The organism is Roseovarius dicentrarchi, assembly GCF_003316635.1.
Taxonomy (GTDB): Bacteria; Pseudomonadota; Alphaproteobacteria; order Rhodobacterales; family Rhodobacteraceae; genus Roseovarius; species Roseovarius dicentrarchi.
This window is the reverse complement of sequence record NZ_QNQP01000016.1, coordinates 26,411-40,102: the sequence shown is the minus strand read 5'-3', so window position 1 is coordinate 40,102 and position 13,692 is coordinate 26,411. Positions and strand designations below refer to the sequence as shown.

Genomic DNA, 13,692 nt, shown 5'->3' with positions numbered 1-13,692 from the left:
AATATGACTTTCAAGACAGTCACCCTGATATCTGCATTGATGATGAGCACCGCCGCCACGGCGGGCGAATTGACCATCTACACATCCTACGAGGAGGACGAGGCGGCGGCGTTCCTCGATCTGGCACGCGAGGCGATGCCGGATGTCGAAATGAACATGCTGCGCCTGTCGCAGGGCGATCTGGTCGCGCGCATCATCGCCGAGCAGGGCAACCCCCAGCATGACGTTCTGTGGGGCTTTGCCGCGTCGGCGATCGTCAACCCGCAGATCGAAAAAACGCTGGAGCCCTACGCCCCCGATGGCGTCAAGCAGATCCCGGCGCAGTTCCGGTCGCCCGAGGACAAATGGTTTGCCGTGTCGGGATACATGGCCGCCTTTTGCGTCAACAACGAGCGGCTGAAGGACAAGGGCCTGGAGATGCCGACATCCTGGGCGGACCTGACCGATCCGGCGTTCAAGGGCGAGGTCGTGATGCCGAACCCCGCATCGTCCGGTACGGGCTACATCCAGATCAGCTCGCTCTTGCAGATGATGGGCGAAGAGGATGGCTGGGCCTTCCTCGACAAGCTGGACAAGAACGTCGCGCAATATATCAAGTCCGGCTCCAAGCCCTGCCATGCGGCGTCCGCCGGTGAATATGTGGTCGGTGCGTCCTACGACATGCGCGCGATCAAGAACATCAACGAGGGATATCCGATCACCATGGTCATCCCCTCCGAAGGCTCCGGCAACGAGCTGGAGGCGAACGCGCTGGTGGCATCCTCGGACAACAAGGAAGACGCCAAGCGTTTCCTCGACTGGACAGTGACACCCGAGGCGGCGACCGCCTATGGCAAGTGGAAGGCGATCGTGACCATGCCGGGCGGCGAGAAGCCGCAGGAGTTCCTTGATGCCGGCCTGCCGCAGGACACCTCGGACGTGCTGCATCCCACCGATTTTGCCGCCGCTGCCGAAGACCGCACCGCGATCATTTCGGAGTGGGAAAAGCGCTACGAGCGCTGAATGCTGCGTACCGGCTGAGGGGGATTCTCCCCGGCCTGTCAGTGCCTCGCGCCCCTGCGGTGCGGGGCGCTTTTTTCCAAAGAATTGAAGGCGCCTCATGGATCTCGATGTCCGGAATATCACCAAGACCTACGGCCCGGTCAGGGCGCTGAACAACCTGTCGCTGACCATTCCGGCAGGCAGTCTGACCTGTTTTCTGGGACCGTCCGGCTGTGGCAAGACCACGCTGCTGCGCGTCATCGCCGGGCTGGAGACGCCGGATTCGGGGCAGATCATGCTGGGGTCCGAGGATCTGTCGGACACGCCCCCGTCCGAGCGTAATTTTGGCGTCGTCTTTCAATCCTATTCGCTGTTTCCCAACCTCACGGCGATCCGCAACGTGCAATACGGGCTGGAATGCCGCGGTTGGGGCCGTGCGCGCCGGCGCGAGCGGGCGCGCGAGATGCTGGACCTTGTGCATCTGGGCGATCAGGCGGACAAACTGCCCGAGCAGATGTCGGGCGGGCAGCAGCAGCGCGTCGCCATTGCCCGCGCCCTTGCGCCCGAGCCGTCGCTTCTGCTGCTGGACGAGCCGCTGTCGGCGCTCGATGCCAAGGTGCGCGCGGGGCTGCGCGGCGAGATCCGCAATATCCAGCAGCAATTCGGCATCACGACGGTGATGGTCACCCATGACCAGAACGAGGCGCTGGAAATGGCCGATCAGATCGTTGTCCTGCGCGACGGCGAGATCGAGCAGGTCGGCACGGCGCGCGATCTCTATGCACGGCCCAAGACGCAGTTCGTTGCCGATTTTATCGGCGCGATCAACCTGCTTCCGGTCAGCGCGGGCCCGGATGGCACTGCGCGATACGGGGAGGCCGCTTTGTCCCTGCCCGGCCCGCTGGACGGGGCCACCACGCTGGGCCTGCGGCCCGAAGCGATCACATTGCTCGGCAATGCGGATGCAGGCGACAACGCCCTGCCCTGCACGGTGACAGGAACGCGCTACATGGGCAATTTGCAGCATATCGCGCTGCGGCCTGACTGCGCGCCGGACCAAACGCTTGAGGTGGAAATGAACGGATTGGTTCAGGCGCCCGGCATTGGCGAAAAGGTGACCGCCCGGTTCCCCGCGCAGGCATTGCAGGTGCTGCGCTGATGGCCGGCGCATCCGCCCGCCCGCAGCGCCGCCGGTTGCCCAAGCTGGGCGACGGGGCCGTATCGCTGATCCTGTCGATCTGCGTCATTGCCGGTCTTGCGGTGTTCTTCCTTGTGCCGGTTTTTGCCATCCTCTGGCGCAGCTTCGATGTGGGGGGTGGCGCGGGGCTTGGCAACTATGTCGCCACTCTCGGCGATCCGCGCATTTGGGAGCTGGTGCGCAACAGTCTGGGCATGGCCGGCCTGTCGGCGATCGGTGCGGTGACACTGTCCTATTTTTATGCCTACGCGCTGCAACGCACGAATGTTGTGTTGAAATCCGTGCTGCGGATGGTGGTGATGGCACCGCTTTTCGCGCCGTCGCTGATACAGGCGCAGGGGCTAATTTTTCTGCTGGGGCGCAATGGCGTTTTCAACAGGTTCCTGGGGTTCGAGCTGGATATCTACGGGTTCTGGGGCGTGACCATTGCCAATACGCTCTACACCTTTCCCTACGCGTTCCTGATCCTGTCGGCGGCGCTGGCGGTGGCCGATGCGCGGCTTTATGAGGGGGCCATCGTCATGGGGGCGAAACCGTGGAAGATTTTCCGCACCGTTACCCTGCCCTCGACACGTTACGGCATTGCGGCGGCGGTCTTCGTGGCGTTCTCGCTGTCTATCACCGATTTCGGCAATGCCATCGTGATCGGCGGCGATTTCAGCGTTCTGGCGACCGAAATCTACAACAAGGTGATCGGTCAGGCGCAGTTCCATTTGGGCGCCGTGATCGGTGTTGTTCTGCTGGTGCCGGCGGCCCTGTCCAAGCTGATCGTCGGCTATATCTCCAAACGCCAGCATTCGCAGGTGACGGACAAATCTGTCGCCCTTGACGTGCGGCCAAATCTGCGGCGCGATCTGGCCTACGGCATCTATGCCACCCTCATTGCCATTCTGTTCCTGTCGATTCCGCTGATCGTGTTCTTTGCCAGCCTGGTCAAGCTGTGGCCCTACAACATGACCCTGACACTGGAGCATTACGCCTTCGACGTGCAGAACGGGACCGAGCCATTGTGGAATTCCATTGGCGTGGCGCTGGCCACCGCGACACTGGGCGTGGTCGCCGTATTCAGCGCGTCCATCGTCACGATGAAATTCCGCACGCCGCTGAGCGGGCCGATATCGTTCCTGTCGACACTGCCCGCCTCGATCCCCGGCATGGTGCTGGGGCTTGGCTATGTGCTGGCTTTCAACAGCCTGGCGAACCCGCTGAACTTTCTCTACGGGACGTTCCCGCTGATCGTGCTGCTTTACATCTACTACAATCATGCGCAGGGATTTTTGATCACTACAACCAGCCTCAAGCAGGTCAGCGCGACCTTTGACGAGGCGTCGACCATGCTGGGCGCCGGCGCGCTGCGCACCCTGTTCAAGGTGACGCTGCCGCTGCTCTGGCCCACCTTGCTGGGGGTCGGCGTGTTTTTCTTCATGCGCGCGATGGTGTCACTGTCGGCAGTGATCTTCCTGATCACGCCGCAGACGCAGGTGGCCGCCGTGTCGGTGCTGCAACTGGCCGATCGCGGCGCGACCAATCAGGCGGCGGCGTTTTCGGTCTGCATCATGGCAATCGTGATGGCCATGCTGCTGATCGTGCGCGGCATCCTGTGGCTGGCTGGCGCGCGCGGCGTCACCCTGATCCGGTAATCTGGTGTAAATATGACAATCAAAACTATCCTTTTTGACAAGGACGGGACGCTGCTGGACTATCATGCGACCTGGACGTCGATCAATTTGCAGGCGGCGGAATTTGCCGCCGGCGGCGATCCGGCGCTGGCCCGGCGGCTGCTGGCGCTTGCCGATGCCGACCCTGACACCGGCCGCGCCGATGCGGGCGGGCTGTTTGCGGCTGGAAATTCGGCCGAGATTGCCGATGCGTGGCTGGCCGAATGCGAGGCGCTGACACGTGCCGACCTGACTGCGGGCATAGACAGCATATTCACACACGCCATGCGCACAGCCGTCCCCATCCAAGGCGGGTATGACGCGATCCGCGCGCTGCATGCGCAAGGGTATAAAATGGGCGTGGCCAGCAGCGACAGCGCAGAGGCGATCCGCGTTTTCCTGCAATCCGCGGGGCTGACGCCCTATTTCCAGTTCATCGCCGGCTACGATTCGGGCTACGGGCACAAACCTGACCCCGGCGCGCTTTACGCCTTTTGCCATGAAACCCGCACCGCCCCCGCAGCCGCGGCGATGGTGGGCGACAACATCCAGGATCTGCAACTTGCCCGCTCCGGCGGCGCAGGGCTGGCCGTCGGGGTGCTGAGCGGAACCGGGACCGAGGACAAGCTGAGGCCCTTGGCGGATGTGATCATCCCCGACATCAGCCATCTTGAGCGGGTGATCGGGCGGTGAGTTTCCCTATCTGCGCCTTGCCGCAAAGAAATCAGTCAGCAGGTTTTCACACGCATCTGCGTTGATGCCGTCATACACGTCCGGGGCATGGTGCGCCTGCGGGTGGCTGAATACGCGCGCGCCATGCAACACGCCGCCCGATTTGGGATCGGCGGCGCCGAAATAGACCGCCTTCAGCCGCGCGGCGGCGATCGCGGCGGCGCACATCGCGCACGGCTCCAGCGTGACGTATAGGACATGGCCCCCCAGCCGCTGCGATCCGGCCGCGGCGCAGGCGGCGCGGATCGCCAGAATTTCGGCATGGGCCGTGGGATCATGCAGCTCGCGGGTGCGGTTGCCGGCCCGCGCCACGATCCGGCCCGCCGCATCCAGCAGCACGGCGCCAACGGGCACCTCGCCGCGCTGCGCGGCAGCGCGCGCCTCGGCCAGGGCCGCATCCATATGGCTGATAAAGCGCATTGCCCTTGTTTGCCTGTCGATAGCTGCTTTCGCAAGGGCGGCGTATGCGCTATGCCAACGCGCATGAGCACACAGCCCCCTCCCCCCGGCGAGCGTATCGCCAAGGTCATCGCGCGCGCCGGTATCGCCAGCCGCCGCGAGGCCGAACGTCTGATTGACAGCGGCCAGGTCACCGTCAACGGTTCCGTCATTTCCAGCGCCGCGCTGAACGTGACGCCGCAGGACCGCATCACCGTGGGCGGCAAGCCGGTCGGCACACCGGAACCGGCGCGTCTGTGGCTGTATCACAAGCCCTCGGGGCTGGTGACCACCAACAGCGACGAACAGGGCCGCCGCACGATTTTCGACGAACTGCCCGAGGATCTGCCCCGCGTGATGACCGTCGGACGCCTCGACATCACGTCAGAGGGGCTGCTTCTGCTGACCAATGACGGCGGCATCAAGCGCAAGCTGGAGCTGCCCAGCACCGGCTGGCTGCGCAAATACCGCGCCCGCGTCAATGGCCGCCCGACCGACGCCACCTTTGCGCCGCTGCGCGCGGGTCTGGTGCTGGACGGCGAGCGGTTTCAGCCGATGGCCGTGTCGCTGGACCGCCAGCAGGGCGCGAATGCGTGGGTCACCGTCGCCATCCGCGAGGGCCGCAACCGCGAGGTGCGCCGCGCGATGGAGGCTGTGGGCCTGACGGTCAACCGCCTGATCCGCGTCAGCTATGGCCCCTTCCAGCTAAGTGATCTGGCGCCCGGCGCGGTGGAGGAGATCAAGCCGCGCGTGCTGCGCGACCAGCTGGGGCTGGAGCCGGCAGAGGTTCCAGAACCGCCCGCCAAGCCCAGACCGCAAAGCAAGGGCGCGCCGCATCGCAAAGTCTCGCTCGCGGGCAAGCCCGGCCCCGCCCAGCCACAAGAAGGCCGCGCCGCCAAACCGGGTGGCCGCGGGGGACCAAAACCCGCCGCCAAGCCGGGGCAGAAATCCGGCCCCAGACCCGGCGCAAAACCCGGGCCTAAATCCGGGCCTAAATCTGGAGAATCCCCGGACAAACCCGGTAACAAGCCGAACTTCAAACCGGGCGGCAAACCGGGGGCCAGATCCGGCCCCGCCGGCGATCGCACCGCCCGCCCCGCCGCACCCCATCGCCGCCGCACGCCCTGACGGCGGATCCAAAACTCGGCCCCGCGCGTTAGGCAGTCTGGCAGTCAGGCAAGCCGATCCTTGACGGTTGCCTCTGGTAACGGCGCGGCGCATCCCCTACCTTTGTGGGGATGCAGGCACAACTTGGGACGAAGGCGACACATGGCACGGCTGGTACTGCTGATATGTCTGATCTGCGTCCTGCTGGCACTGGTCGGCGCTGCCATATCGGCGCTGACACGCGCGGCGCAGGACGGCAGGGCGCTGGCCCGCGACATTGCCGCGCCGGGTAAAGGGATATTGATGGAACGCATTAGCTATACCGCACTGATCCTGTTGATGCTGGGCGTGACCAGCGGCCTTCTGGGCGGGCTCTGACCGCCATGGCGCAGCGTTTCGGTGGCAAATTCAGCCCGGACAAAAACGGATCGCCGCAGACAGGCGCGCCCGCCCTGCGCCCGCGCGTGGACCCGGTGGGTGCGCGCGCGAACCTGATGTTCGCGCCGGCCGCAATCGTGCTGTTTACGTCACTGGCCTCGGGCGCTGCCGGGCTGGCACTGGGGGCGTCATCGGCTGCGATACTGGCGCTGTCCGCGTGGCTGCTGCGCGACGGCCTGCGCGCCGAGGCGGCCTACAACGAACGCAAGGTTGCGCGCAGGCCCGGCATCCCGCGCAAGCTGTTTTCCTCCGTCCTCGCGGGCGCAGGCATCGCGCTGGCGTCGCTATCGGGCGATGGCGGGCTGATCGCGGCGGCCCTCTACGGCGCGGTCACAACCGGGCTGCATATGATGTCGTTCGGCTTTGATCCGATGCGCGACAAGGGAATGGAGGGGATCGACACCTTCCAGCAAGACCGCGCCCGCCGCACCGTTGACAAGGCCGAGGGCCTGCTGGCGCAAATGGCCGATGCGATCCGCCGCGCCGGCGACCGCCGGGCAGAAGCGCGGGTCGAGCGGTTTCAGGCCACCGTGCGCGACATGCTGCGCACGATTGAGGAGGATCCGCGCGATCTGACATCTGCACGCCGCTACACCGGCGTTTACCTGATGGGTGCGCGCGACGCGACGATCAAGTTTGCCGATATCTACGCCCGCTCGGGCGATGATGCGGCGCGCACGAAATACATGGCGCTGCTTGACGATCTGGAGGCGAATTTCGCCGCCAAGACACAAACATTGTTGCAGGACGACCAAGGCGATCTGGCGATCGAAATCAGCGTCCTGCGCGACCGGCTGGAGCGCGAAGGCGTCGCCCTGCCCCAGACACCACCCCCCCTTCAAGAGGACCGATAATGCCCGAATCCGTGCGCCAAAAGGCCGAAGCCAGCCTTGCCGAAATCACCGAAGTCAGCCAGCGCATTCTGCCGATGCCGCAGGACGCGAACGCCATCGTATCGCTCCAGGACGCGGGCAAGACGGGCACCGCCGAAATCCAGCGCCGCATGGCGCAGATTGATATGTCCGATACGCAATCCATCGTATCGTTCGGATCCTCCGCGCAGGCCGAATTGCAGGAAATCTCGCAATCCATGCTGGCCGGCGTGCGCAACAAGGATGTTGGCCCGGCGGGCGATTCCCTGCGCGGCATCGTCACCACGATCCGCGGCTTTTCGGTGTCCGAACTGGACGTGCGCCGCGAGCGGTCATGGTGGGAAAAGCTGCTGGGCCGCGCCGCGCCCTTCGCCAAATTCACAGCCAAATATGAGGAGGTGCAGGCCCAGATCGACCGCGTGACCGATGATCTGCTGCGCCATGAACATGTGCTGCTGAAGGATATCAAATCGCTCGATATGCTATATGACCGCACGCTGACCTTCTATGACGAACTGGCGCTTTATATCGCGGCGGGCGAGGAGAAGATCCGCCTGCTGGACGAAAATGACATCCCCGCCAAGGAGGCCGAGGTCGAAAAGGCCGCCGAGAATGACAAGGTGATGAAAGCGCAGGAGTTGCGCGACCTGCGCGCCGCCCGCGACGATCTGGAACGCCGGGTGCATGATTTGAAACTGACCCGTCAGGTCACCATGCAATCGCTGCCCTCGATCCGTCTGGTTCAGGAAAACGACAAGTCGCTGGTGACCAAGATCAACTCGACCCTCGTCAACACGGTCCCCTTGTGGGAAACGCAGCTGGCGCAGGCGGTCACCATCCAGCGTAGCCGCGAGGCGGCCGATGCGGTGCGCGGCGCCAATGACCTGACCAACGAATTGCTGACCGCCAACGCCGCCAACCTGCGCGAAAGCAACAAGGTGATCCGCACCGAAATGGAGCGCGGCGTGTTCGATATCGAAGCGGTGAAAAAGGCCAACGCCGATCTGATCGGCACCATTCAGGAAAGCCTGCAAATCGCGGATGAGGGCAAGGCCCGCCGCGCCGCCGCCGAAAAGGATCTCAAGCAGATGGAGGCCGATCTGCGCGATACGCTCGCCTCGGCCAAGGCGCGCAAGACCGGGCTGGGCGATACCGTCGCCACCGCAACAAAGGGCTGAGGACATGGGCGCGCACGAATGGGTCAAAACGGCAACCAGCGCAGCTTTGCTTGCGGCGATGGCTGCCTGCACCGATCTGCCCGCGCCCGACACGGCGCCGCCCGCGCCCGCCGCCCCTTCGGCAAAACGCCCGCCTTCGCCACGCGCGGAGGTGGCGCCTTCGGATCGCAGCGTGGCACTGGCCGCATACTACACCCGCGTCGAGGCCAGCCTTGTCGGTCAGGGGCTGATGCGCACCGATGGCGGCGGGCCGGACACCCCCTACACCGACACCGATGTCCTGCGCAATTTCGAGCGTATCGCCTTTCACGACGAATACGCGCGCAACCGCGGGCTGGCGCAATCGGATGGCCGCCCCGGCGGCCTGCGCAAATGGACCGGCCCGGTGCGCATGTCGGTCGAATTCGGCGCCTCGGTTCCGGCCGATCAGCGCGATATTGATCGCCGCGTGGTGAGCGGTTACGCAGACCGGCTGGCGCGCGTCACCGGCCACCCGATCAGCGCGGGCGCCGGCGCGGACGCCAATTTCAACGTCCTTTTCATGGGCGAGGATGACCGCGCCCAGGCGATTGCCCGCATCCGGCATCTGGTGCCCAATATCAACCAATCCTCTATTGATCTGTTCGAAGCCCTGCCACGCTCGATCCATTGCCTTGTGGTGGCGTTCTCGGACAATAACGACGATCACACCTACCGCCGCGCCATTGCGCTGATCCGCGCCGAACACCCTCCGCTGTTGCGCAAATCCTGCGTGCACGAAGAACTGGCCCAAGGTCTGGGCCTGGCCAATGACAGCCCCCGTGCGCGCCCGTCCATCTTCAACGACGACGACGAATTTGCACTGCTCACCACCCATGACGAAGAGCTGCTGAGCCTGCTTTATTCGCCGCGCCTGAAACCCGGAATGCGCTTCGAGACGGCGCGCCCGATTCTGGTGCAACTGATCGCCGAACGCCGGGGCGGATCCAGCTGACCCGCGCCCCGCACCCGATATATCTGTCAGCCTTGCCCGGCGGGGCGCCAGATGCTTGGCACCGCGGGGCAAACATGCTTCACTTCGTGCCTGAAACAGCGGCTTAGGATCAATCTCATGGGTATCTTCGATTTTCTCACCGGCGAATTCATCGACGTCATTCATTGGACAGACGACACCCGCGACACCATGGTCTGGCGGTTCGAGCGGCACGGCCACGAAATAAAATACGGCGCCAAACTGACCGTGCGCGAAGGTCAGGCCGCTGTTTTCGTCCACGAGGGGCAGCTGGCGGACGTGTTTACCCCCGGCCTCTACATGCTTGAGACGAACAACATGCCGGTGATGACAACGCTTCAGCACTGGGATCACGGCTTCAAAAGCCCGTTCAAATCCGAAATCTACTACGTCTCGACCACCCGCTTCACCAACCTCAAATGGGGCACGAAAAACCCGATCATGCTGCGCGATCCCGAATTCGGCCCCACCCGCATCCGCGCGTTCGGCACCTATACGGTGCGCGTCACCGATCCGGGCCTGTTCCTTCAGGAAATCGTCGGCACGGACGGCGAATTCACCATGGACGAAATCAGCTACCAGATCCGAAACATCATCGTGCAGGAATTCAGCCGCGCGATTGCCTCCTCGGGCATCCCGGTGCTCGACATGGCCGCAAATACCGCCGATCTGGGCAAGCTGGTGGCAGGCGCAATCAGCCAGACGGTCGCAGGCTACGGCCTGTCCATCCCCGAGCTTTATATCGAAAACATCTCGCTGCCTCCGGCGGTGGAAAAGGCGCTGGATAAACGCACGTCCATGGGGCTTGCCGGCGATCTGGGCGCCTATACGCAATACTCCGCCGCCGAGGCGATGACCGATGCGGCCAGCAACCCGGCAGGCGGCGGCATGGGCGCCGGGCTTGGCATGGGGATGGGCATGGCAATGGCGCAGCAAATGGCCCAGCAGAACGCCGGCCAGCCCGGCCCATGGGGCGCGCGCCCGGCGCAGGCGCAGCACACCCCGCCTCCGCCGCCCCCGGCCGAACATGTCTGGCACATCGCCGAAAACGGCGAAACACGCGGGCCCTACAGCCGCGCCGCCATGGGCCGTATGGCCAGCGCGGGCGAGCTGACGCGCCAGACCCAGGTCTGGACCGCAGGGCAGGATGGCTGGATGCCGGCGGGCGATGTCACCGAACTTGCGCAGCTTTTCACCGTTCTGCCGCCCCCGCCGCCGCCCGCCTGATCGGGCAGCGCCGCCGGTCCGCCGCGCCCCTGCTTTCATCTTCCCGAAAATACTCAACTCACCCCGGCCCGCCTCATGCCCAACGCCTTAACAGACAGCGCCGCCCCCGCGCATCAAAGCTATCCTTGTGACGCATGCGGCGCCGAAATGCGCTTTGCGCCCGGCGGCGGCGCGCTGATCTGCGATCATTGCGGCAACCGGCAGGAAATCGCGGCCCCCGGCCCCTGGAGCAACGCGCTGAAAGAGCTGGATCTGGCCGCCGCCCTCTCTGCCCAGCTCCCGATCGAGGAAACCGAGCAGCGCGCACCGCTGAAATGTCCCAACTGCGGCGCCGAAGTGGTGCTGGAAGGCGACGCGCATGCGGGCAAATGCCCATTCTGCGCCACGCCGATGGTCACCGGAACAGGCGCGCAGCGCCGCTTCAAACCGCGCGGCGTGCTGCCCTTTGCGCTGGACGAACGCACCGCGCGCGCGGCCATGACCCAGTGGCTGGGCGGATTGTGGTTCGCCCCGTCGGGCCTCAAGGACTACGCGCGCAAGGGCCGCAAACTCCAGGGGATCTACGTCCCCTACTGGACCTATGACGCCGCCACCCGCTCGTCCTATCGCGGCGAACGTGGCACGGTGTATTACGAGACCCGAACCGTCATGCGCGATGGCAAACGCGAAACGGTGCAGGTGGCCAAAATCCGGTGGCACCCCGTTTCGGGCAGGGTGTCGCGCGCGTTTGACGATATTCTGGTGCTGGCCTCGCACGCCCTGCCGAAACACTACACCGACGCGCTTCAGCCATGGGATCTGTCGGGGCTTCAGCCCTACAGCCCGGCCTTTCTGGCCGGTTTCGCAGCCGAGGCTTATACTGTCCCGCTGGAGGACGGCTATGACGAGGCGCGCGCGCATATGGATGCGGTCATCGCGCGCGACATCCGCTTTGACATCGGCGGCGACCGGCAGCGCATCCACGCCGTCGACACCGATATCAGCAACGCGTCGTTCAAACATATCCTGCTGCCGGTATGGATGGCCGCCTATAAATATCGGGGGCGCAGTTTCCGCTTTGTCGTGAATGGGCTGACAGGCCGCGTGCAGGGCGAACGCCCATGGTCGGCCTGGAAAATCGGCTTTGCCGTCCTTGTGGGCCTCATACTGGCAGGCGCGCTGGGCTATGCCTACGCGCTGCAACAAGGGGCGCTGTGATGCGCGCCCTTGTCCAGCGCGTGACCGAGGCGCGCGTCAGCGTCGACGGCGAAATCATCGGCCAGACCGGGCCGGGCCTGCTGATCCTGATCTGCGCCATGCAAGGGGATGACACCGCCAGGGCCGATGCCATGGCCGCCAAAATCGCCAAGCTGCGCATCTTTCAGGACAGCGCAGGCAAGATGAACCTGAGCCTGAAGGATATCGGCGGCAGCGCCCTTGTGGTCAGCCAGTTCACACTGGCCGCCGACACGCGCAGCGGCAACAGGCCCGGCTTTTCCGCCGCCGCGCCGCCCGCCGAGGGGCGCGCGCTCTATGACCATTTCACAGCCTCCCTGCGCGCGCAGGGCGTTGCTTGCGAAACGGGTCGCTTTGGCGCGTCAATGCAGGTCGCGCTGATCAACGACGGTCCGGTAACACTCTGGCTTGACGTCTAGCCCAGATTTTTCGCAGAAAAATCTTGCACACGATTTTCGCGAAAATCGTGTCACGGCTCGCGAAACGCCTCGCGCGATTTGTAAAGCGGCTTCAAAAGGTACTGAAGAACCGTCTTTTCGCCTGTATGCAGTTCCACTTCCGCCTGCATGCCGGGACGGATTTCAACGCTGGCCTGCCTTGGTGTCAGATCGGTCATATCCACCCGCAAGGTCACCTTGTAATGGGGATCGCCATCCGCTGCGCGCGCGCGCTCGTCCTTGAATGTATCGGACGAGATGTAATCGACCACGCCCTTCAATGTGCCGTAGATCGTATAATCATACGCGGTCAGTTTGATCGTCGCCTCCTGCCCTTTGCGCAGGCCGGCGATACTTTCGGGTGGCACGCGCGCCTCGACAAACAGCTCGCCCTCCAGCGGCGTGATTGACAAAATCTCCTCGCCGGGGCGTACCACGCCGCCGATTGTGGTGACGTTCAGATTGTTCACGATGCCCCGCATCGGACTGACCAGCGTTGTGCGGGTCAGTTGGTCCTGACTTGACTTCAGGTTTTGCTTCAACGTCGCCAGCTCTTTCAGCGTTTCGGAAAATACGGTGGCGCGGTCCAGTTCGGTCTGCGTGACAATCTCGTCATAGCGTTTGACCGCGTCGGCATGTGCCTTGCGCGCGCGCGTCACCTCGATCAGCGACACGATCTTGCGCGTCAACATGTTTTCCATCAGGTCCAGTTCCTCGGCCGATTGCTCCATCACCGCGCGGGCGCCGTCGCTGCTTTTGACGAAATCATCCTGCCGCGCCGCCAGCAAGACCCGCTCGGAGGCGACGATATCGGGCGTGCGCGCGGCCATCTCTGCGGGAACGTCAAACTCGGACTGGCCCGCAAGTTCGGCGTTCAGGCGCAGGCGCCGGATTTCCAGCGCGTTGATCTGGTCGCGCAAATCCGCCACCGATGATTTGAATTGCGTGCCATGCAGCCGCGCCAGCACGTCGCCGCGCTGCACGATATCGCCCTCCTGCACCAGCAATTCGGACAGGATGCCCCCCTCGAGATTCTGGATGATCTGCGGGCGGCTGGACGAGATGAATTCGCCATTGGCGCGCACAATTTCGTCCAGCCACGCAAAAGCGGACCACAGGACGAACACCGCCAGCGATGCCGCACACAGCCAGATGGTCAGCGATGACCCTTTCAGGCGCCGGTTCATTTGCGCGCTCAGCGATGCGCCCGCCATGGCCAT

At 64.3% G+C, this 13,692-nt stretch carries 14 protein-coding genes; 12 read left to right on the top strand and 2 right to left on the bottom strand.

Translation table 11 applies throughout. The features are described from left to right. Nucleotides 1-3 precede the first annotated feature (3 nt). From DQ230_RS12015 to DQ230_RS12000, 4 genes are all read left to right on the top strand, one after another. A complete protein-coding gene (locus tag DQ230_RS12015) occupies nt 4-1,002 on the top strand; it encodes an ABC transporter substrate-binding protein (protein ID WP_113912870.1) in 999 nt (332 codons plus the stop codon). 97 nt (nt 1,003-1,099) lie between these two features. After that, nucleotides 1,100-2,140 carry an ABC transporter ATP-binding protein gene (locus tag DQ230_RS12010; RefSeq protein WP_113912869.1) on the top strand — a complete coding sequence of 347 codons (1,041 nt, stop codon included), beginning with the start codon at nt 1,100-1,102 and terminating at the stop codon, nt 2,138-2,140. Beyond that, complete coding sequence (locus DQ230_RS12005) at nt 2,140-3,819, top strand: ABC transporter permease subunit (protein ID WP_113912868.1); 1,680 nt, start codon at nt 2,140-2,142, stop codon at nt 3,817-3,819. The genes DQ230_RS12010 and DQ230_RS12005 overlap by 1 nt, the downstream gene beginning before the upstream one ends. 12 nt (nt 3,820-3,831) lie before the next feature. Next, the gene (locus DQ230_RS12000; protein ID WP_113912867.1) at nt 3,832-4,530 is read left to right on the top strand and encodes an HAD family hydrolase; all 699 of its coding nucleotides are present in this window, start codon (nt 3,832-3,834) and stop codon (nt 4,528-4,530) included. Between the two features lie 6 nt (nt 4,531-4,536). On the opposite strand, the gene DQ230_RS11995 is transcribed toward DQ230_RS12000, so the two are convergent. Then, nucleotides 4,537-4,989, bottom strand: coding sequence for a nucleoside deaminase (locus DQ230_RS11995; protein ID WP_113912866.1), 453 nt, complete (start codon nt 4,987-4,989; stop codon nt 4,537-4,539). A 63-nt stretch (nt 4,990-5,052) separates the two neighbouring features. Here DQ230_RS11995 and DQ230_RS11990 point away from each other — a divergent pair, with 63 nt between their 5' ends. From DQ230_RS11990 to dtd, 8 genes are all read left to right on the top strand, one after another. Then, a complete protein-coding gene (locus tag DQ230_RS11990; RefSeq protein ID WP_203228061.1) occupies nt 5,053-6,135 on the top strand; it encodes a pseudouridine synthase in 1,083 nt (360 codons plus the stop codon). A gap of 141 nt (nt 6,136-6,276) precedes the next feature. Beyond that, a complete protein-coding gene (locus tag DQ230_RS11985) occupies nt 6,277-6,492 on the top strand; it encodes a hypothetical protein (RefSeq protein WP_113912864.1) in 216 nt (71 codons plus the stop codon). Between the two features lie 5 nt (nt 6,493-6,497). After that, nucleotides 6,498-7,406, top strand: coding sequence for a 5-bromo-4-chloroindolyl phosphate hydrolysis family protein (locus tag DQ230_RS11980; RefSeq protein ID WP_113912863.1), 909 nt, complete (start codon nt 6,498-6,500; stop codon nt 7,404-7,406). After that, a complete protein-coding gene (locus tag DQ230_RS11975) occupies nt 7,406-8,602 on the top strand; it encodes a toxic anion resistance protein (RefSeq protein ID WP_113912862.1) in 1,197 nt (398 codons plus the stop codon). The genes DQ230_RS11980 and DQ230_RS11975 overlap by 1 nt, the downstream gene beginning before the upstream one ends. 4 nt (nt 8,603-8,606) lie before the next feature. Next, on the top strand, nt 8,607-9,575 hold the full coding sequence (locus DQ230_RS11970; protein WP_113912861.1) for a DUF2927 domain-containing protein: 969 nt from the start codon (nt 8,607-8,609) through the stop codon (nt 9,573-9,575). A 117-nt stretch (nt 9,576-9,692) separates the two neighbouring features. Continuing rightward, complete coding sequence (locus tag DQ230_RS11965; protein ID WP_113912860.1) at nt 9,693-10,820, top strand: SPFH domain-containing protein; 1,128 nt, start codon at nt 9,693-9,695, stop codon at nt 10,818-10,820. Between the two features lie 75 nt (nt 10,821-10,895). Then, nucleotides 10,896-12,017 carry a TFIIB-type zinc ribbon-containing protein gene (locus tag DQ230_RS11960; protein WP_113912859.1) on the top strand — a complete coding sequence of 374 codons (1,122 nt, stop codon included), beginning with the start codon at nt 10,896-10,898 and terminating at the stop codon, nt 12,015-12,017. Further along, on the top strand, nt 12,017-12,454 hold the full coding sequence (gene dtd / locus DQ230_RS11955) for a D-aminoacyl-tRNA deacylase (RefSeq protein ID WP_113912858.1): 438 nt from the start codon (nt 12,017-12,019) through the stop codon (nt 12,452-12,454). Before DQ230_RS11960 ends, dtd begins: the two co-directional genes overlap by 1 nt. 50 nt (nt 12,455-12,504) lie before the next feature. Here the strand turns inward: dtd and DQ230_RS11950 are convergent, their stop codons facing one another. Next, nucleotides 12,505-13,692 (bottom strand): beta-barrel domain-containing protein, encoded by a 1,188-nt coding sequence (locus DQ230_RS11950; RefSeq protein ID WP_113912857.1) that lies wholly within the window; start codon nt 13,690-13,692, stop codon nt 12,505-12,507.

What these genes read in the sequence shown, in the direction of transcription:
- DQ230_RS12015 (WP_113912870.1), top strand. Translation starts at nt 4, where the DNA reads ATGACTTTCAAGACAGTCACCCTGATATCTGCATTGATGATGAGCACC.
- DQ230_RS12010 (WP_113912869.1), top strand. Translation starts at nt 1,100, where the DNA reads ATGGATCTCGATGTCCGGAATATCACCAAGACCTACGGCCCGGTCAGG.
- DQ230_RS12005 (WP_113912868.1), top strand. Translation starts at nt 2,140, where the DNA reads ATGGCCGGCGCATCCGCCCGCCCGCAGCGCCGCCGGTTGCCCAAGCTG.
- DQ230_RS12000 (WP_113912867.1), top strand. Translation starts at nt 3,832, where the DNA reads ATGACAATCAAAACTATCCTTTTTGACAAGGACGGGACGCTGCTGGAC.
- DQ230_RS11995 (WP_113912866.1), bottom strand. Translation starts at nt 4,989, where the DNA reads ATGCGCTTTATCAGCCATATGGATGCGGCCCTGGCCGAGGCGCGCGCT.
- DQ230_RS11990 (WP_203228061.1), top strand. Translation starts at nt 5,053, where the DNA reads ATGAGCACACAGCCCCCTCCCCCCGGCGAGCGTATCGCCAAGGTCATC.
- DQ230_RS11985 (WP_113912864.1), top strand. Translation starts at nt 6,277, where the DNA reads ATGGCACGGCTGGTACTGCTGATATGTCTGATCTGCGTCCTGCTGGCA.
- DQ230_RS11980 (WP_113912863.1), top strand. Translation starts at nt 6,498, where the DNA reads ATGGCGCAGCGTTTCGGTGGCAAATTCAGCCCGGACAAAAACGGATCG.
- DQ230_RS11975 (WP_113912862.1), top strand. Translation starts at nt 7,406, where the DNA reads ATGCCCGAATCCGTGCGCCAAAAGGCCGAAGCCAGCCTTGCCGAAATC.
- DQ230_RS11970 (WP_113912861.1), top strand. Translation starts at nt 8,607, where the DNA reads ATGGGCGCGCACGAATGGGTCAAAACGGCAACCAGCGCAGCTTTGCTT.
- DQ230_RS11965 (WP_113912860.1), top strand. Translation starts at nt 9,693, where the DNA reads ATGGGTATCTTCGATTTTCTCACCGGCGAATTCATCGACGTCATTCAT.
- DQ230_RS11960 (WP_113912859.1), top strand. Translation starts at nt 10,896, where the DNA reads ATGCCCAACGCCTTAACAGACAGCGCCGCCCCCGCGCATCAAAGCTAT.
- dtd (WP_113912858.1), top strand. Translation starts at nt 12,017, where the DNA reads ATGCGCGCCCTTGTCCAGCGCGTGACCGAGGCGCGCGTCAGCGTCGAC.
- DQ230_RS11950 (WP_113912857.1), bottom strand. Translation starts at nt 13,692, where the DNA reads ATGGCCATGGCGGGCGCATCGCTGAGCGCGCAAATGAACCGGCGCCTG.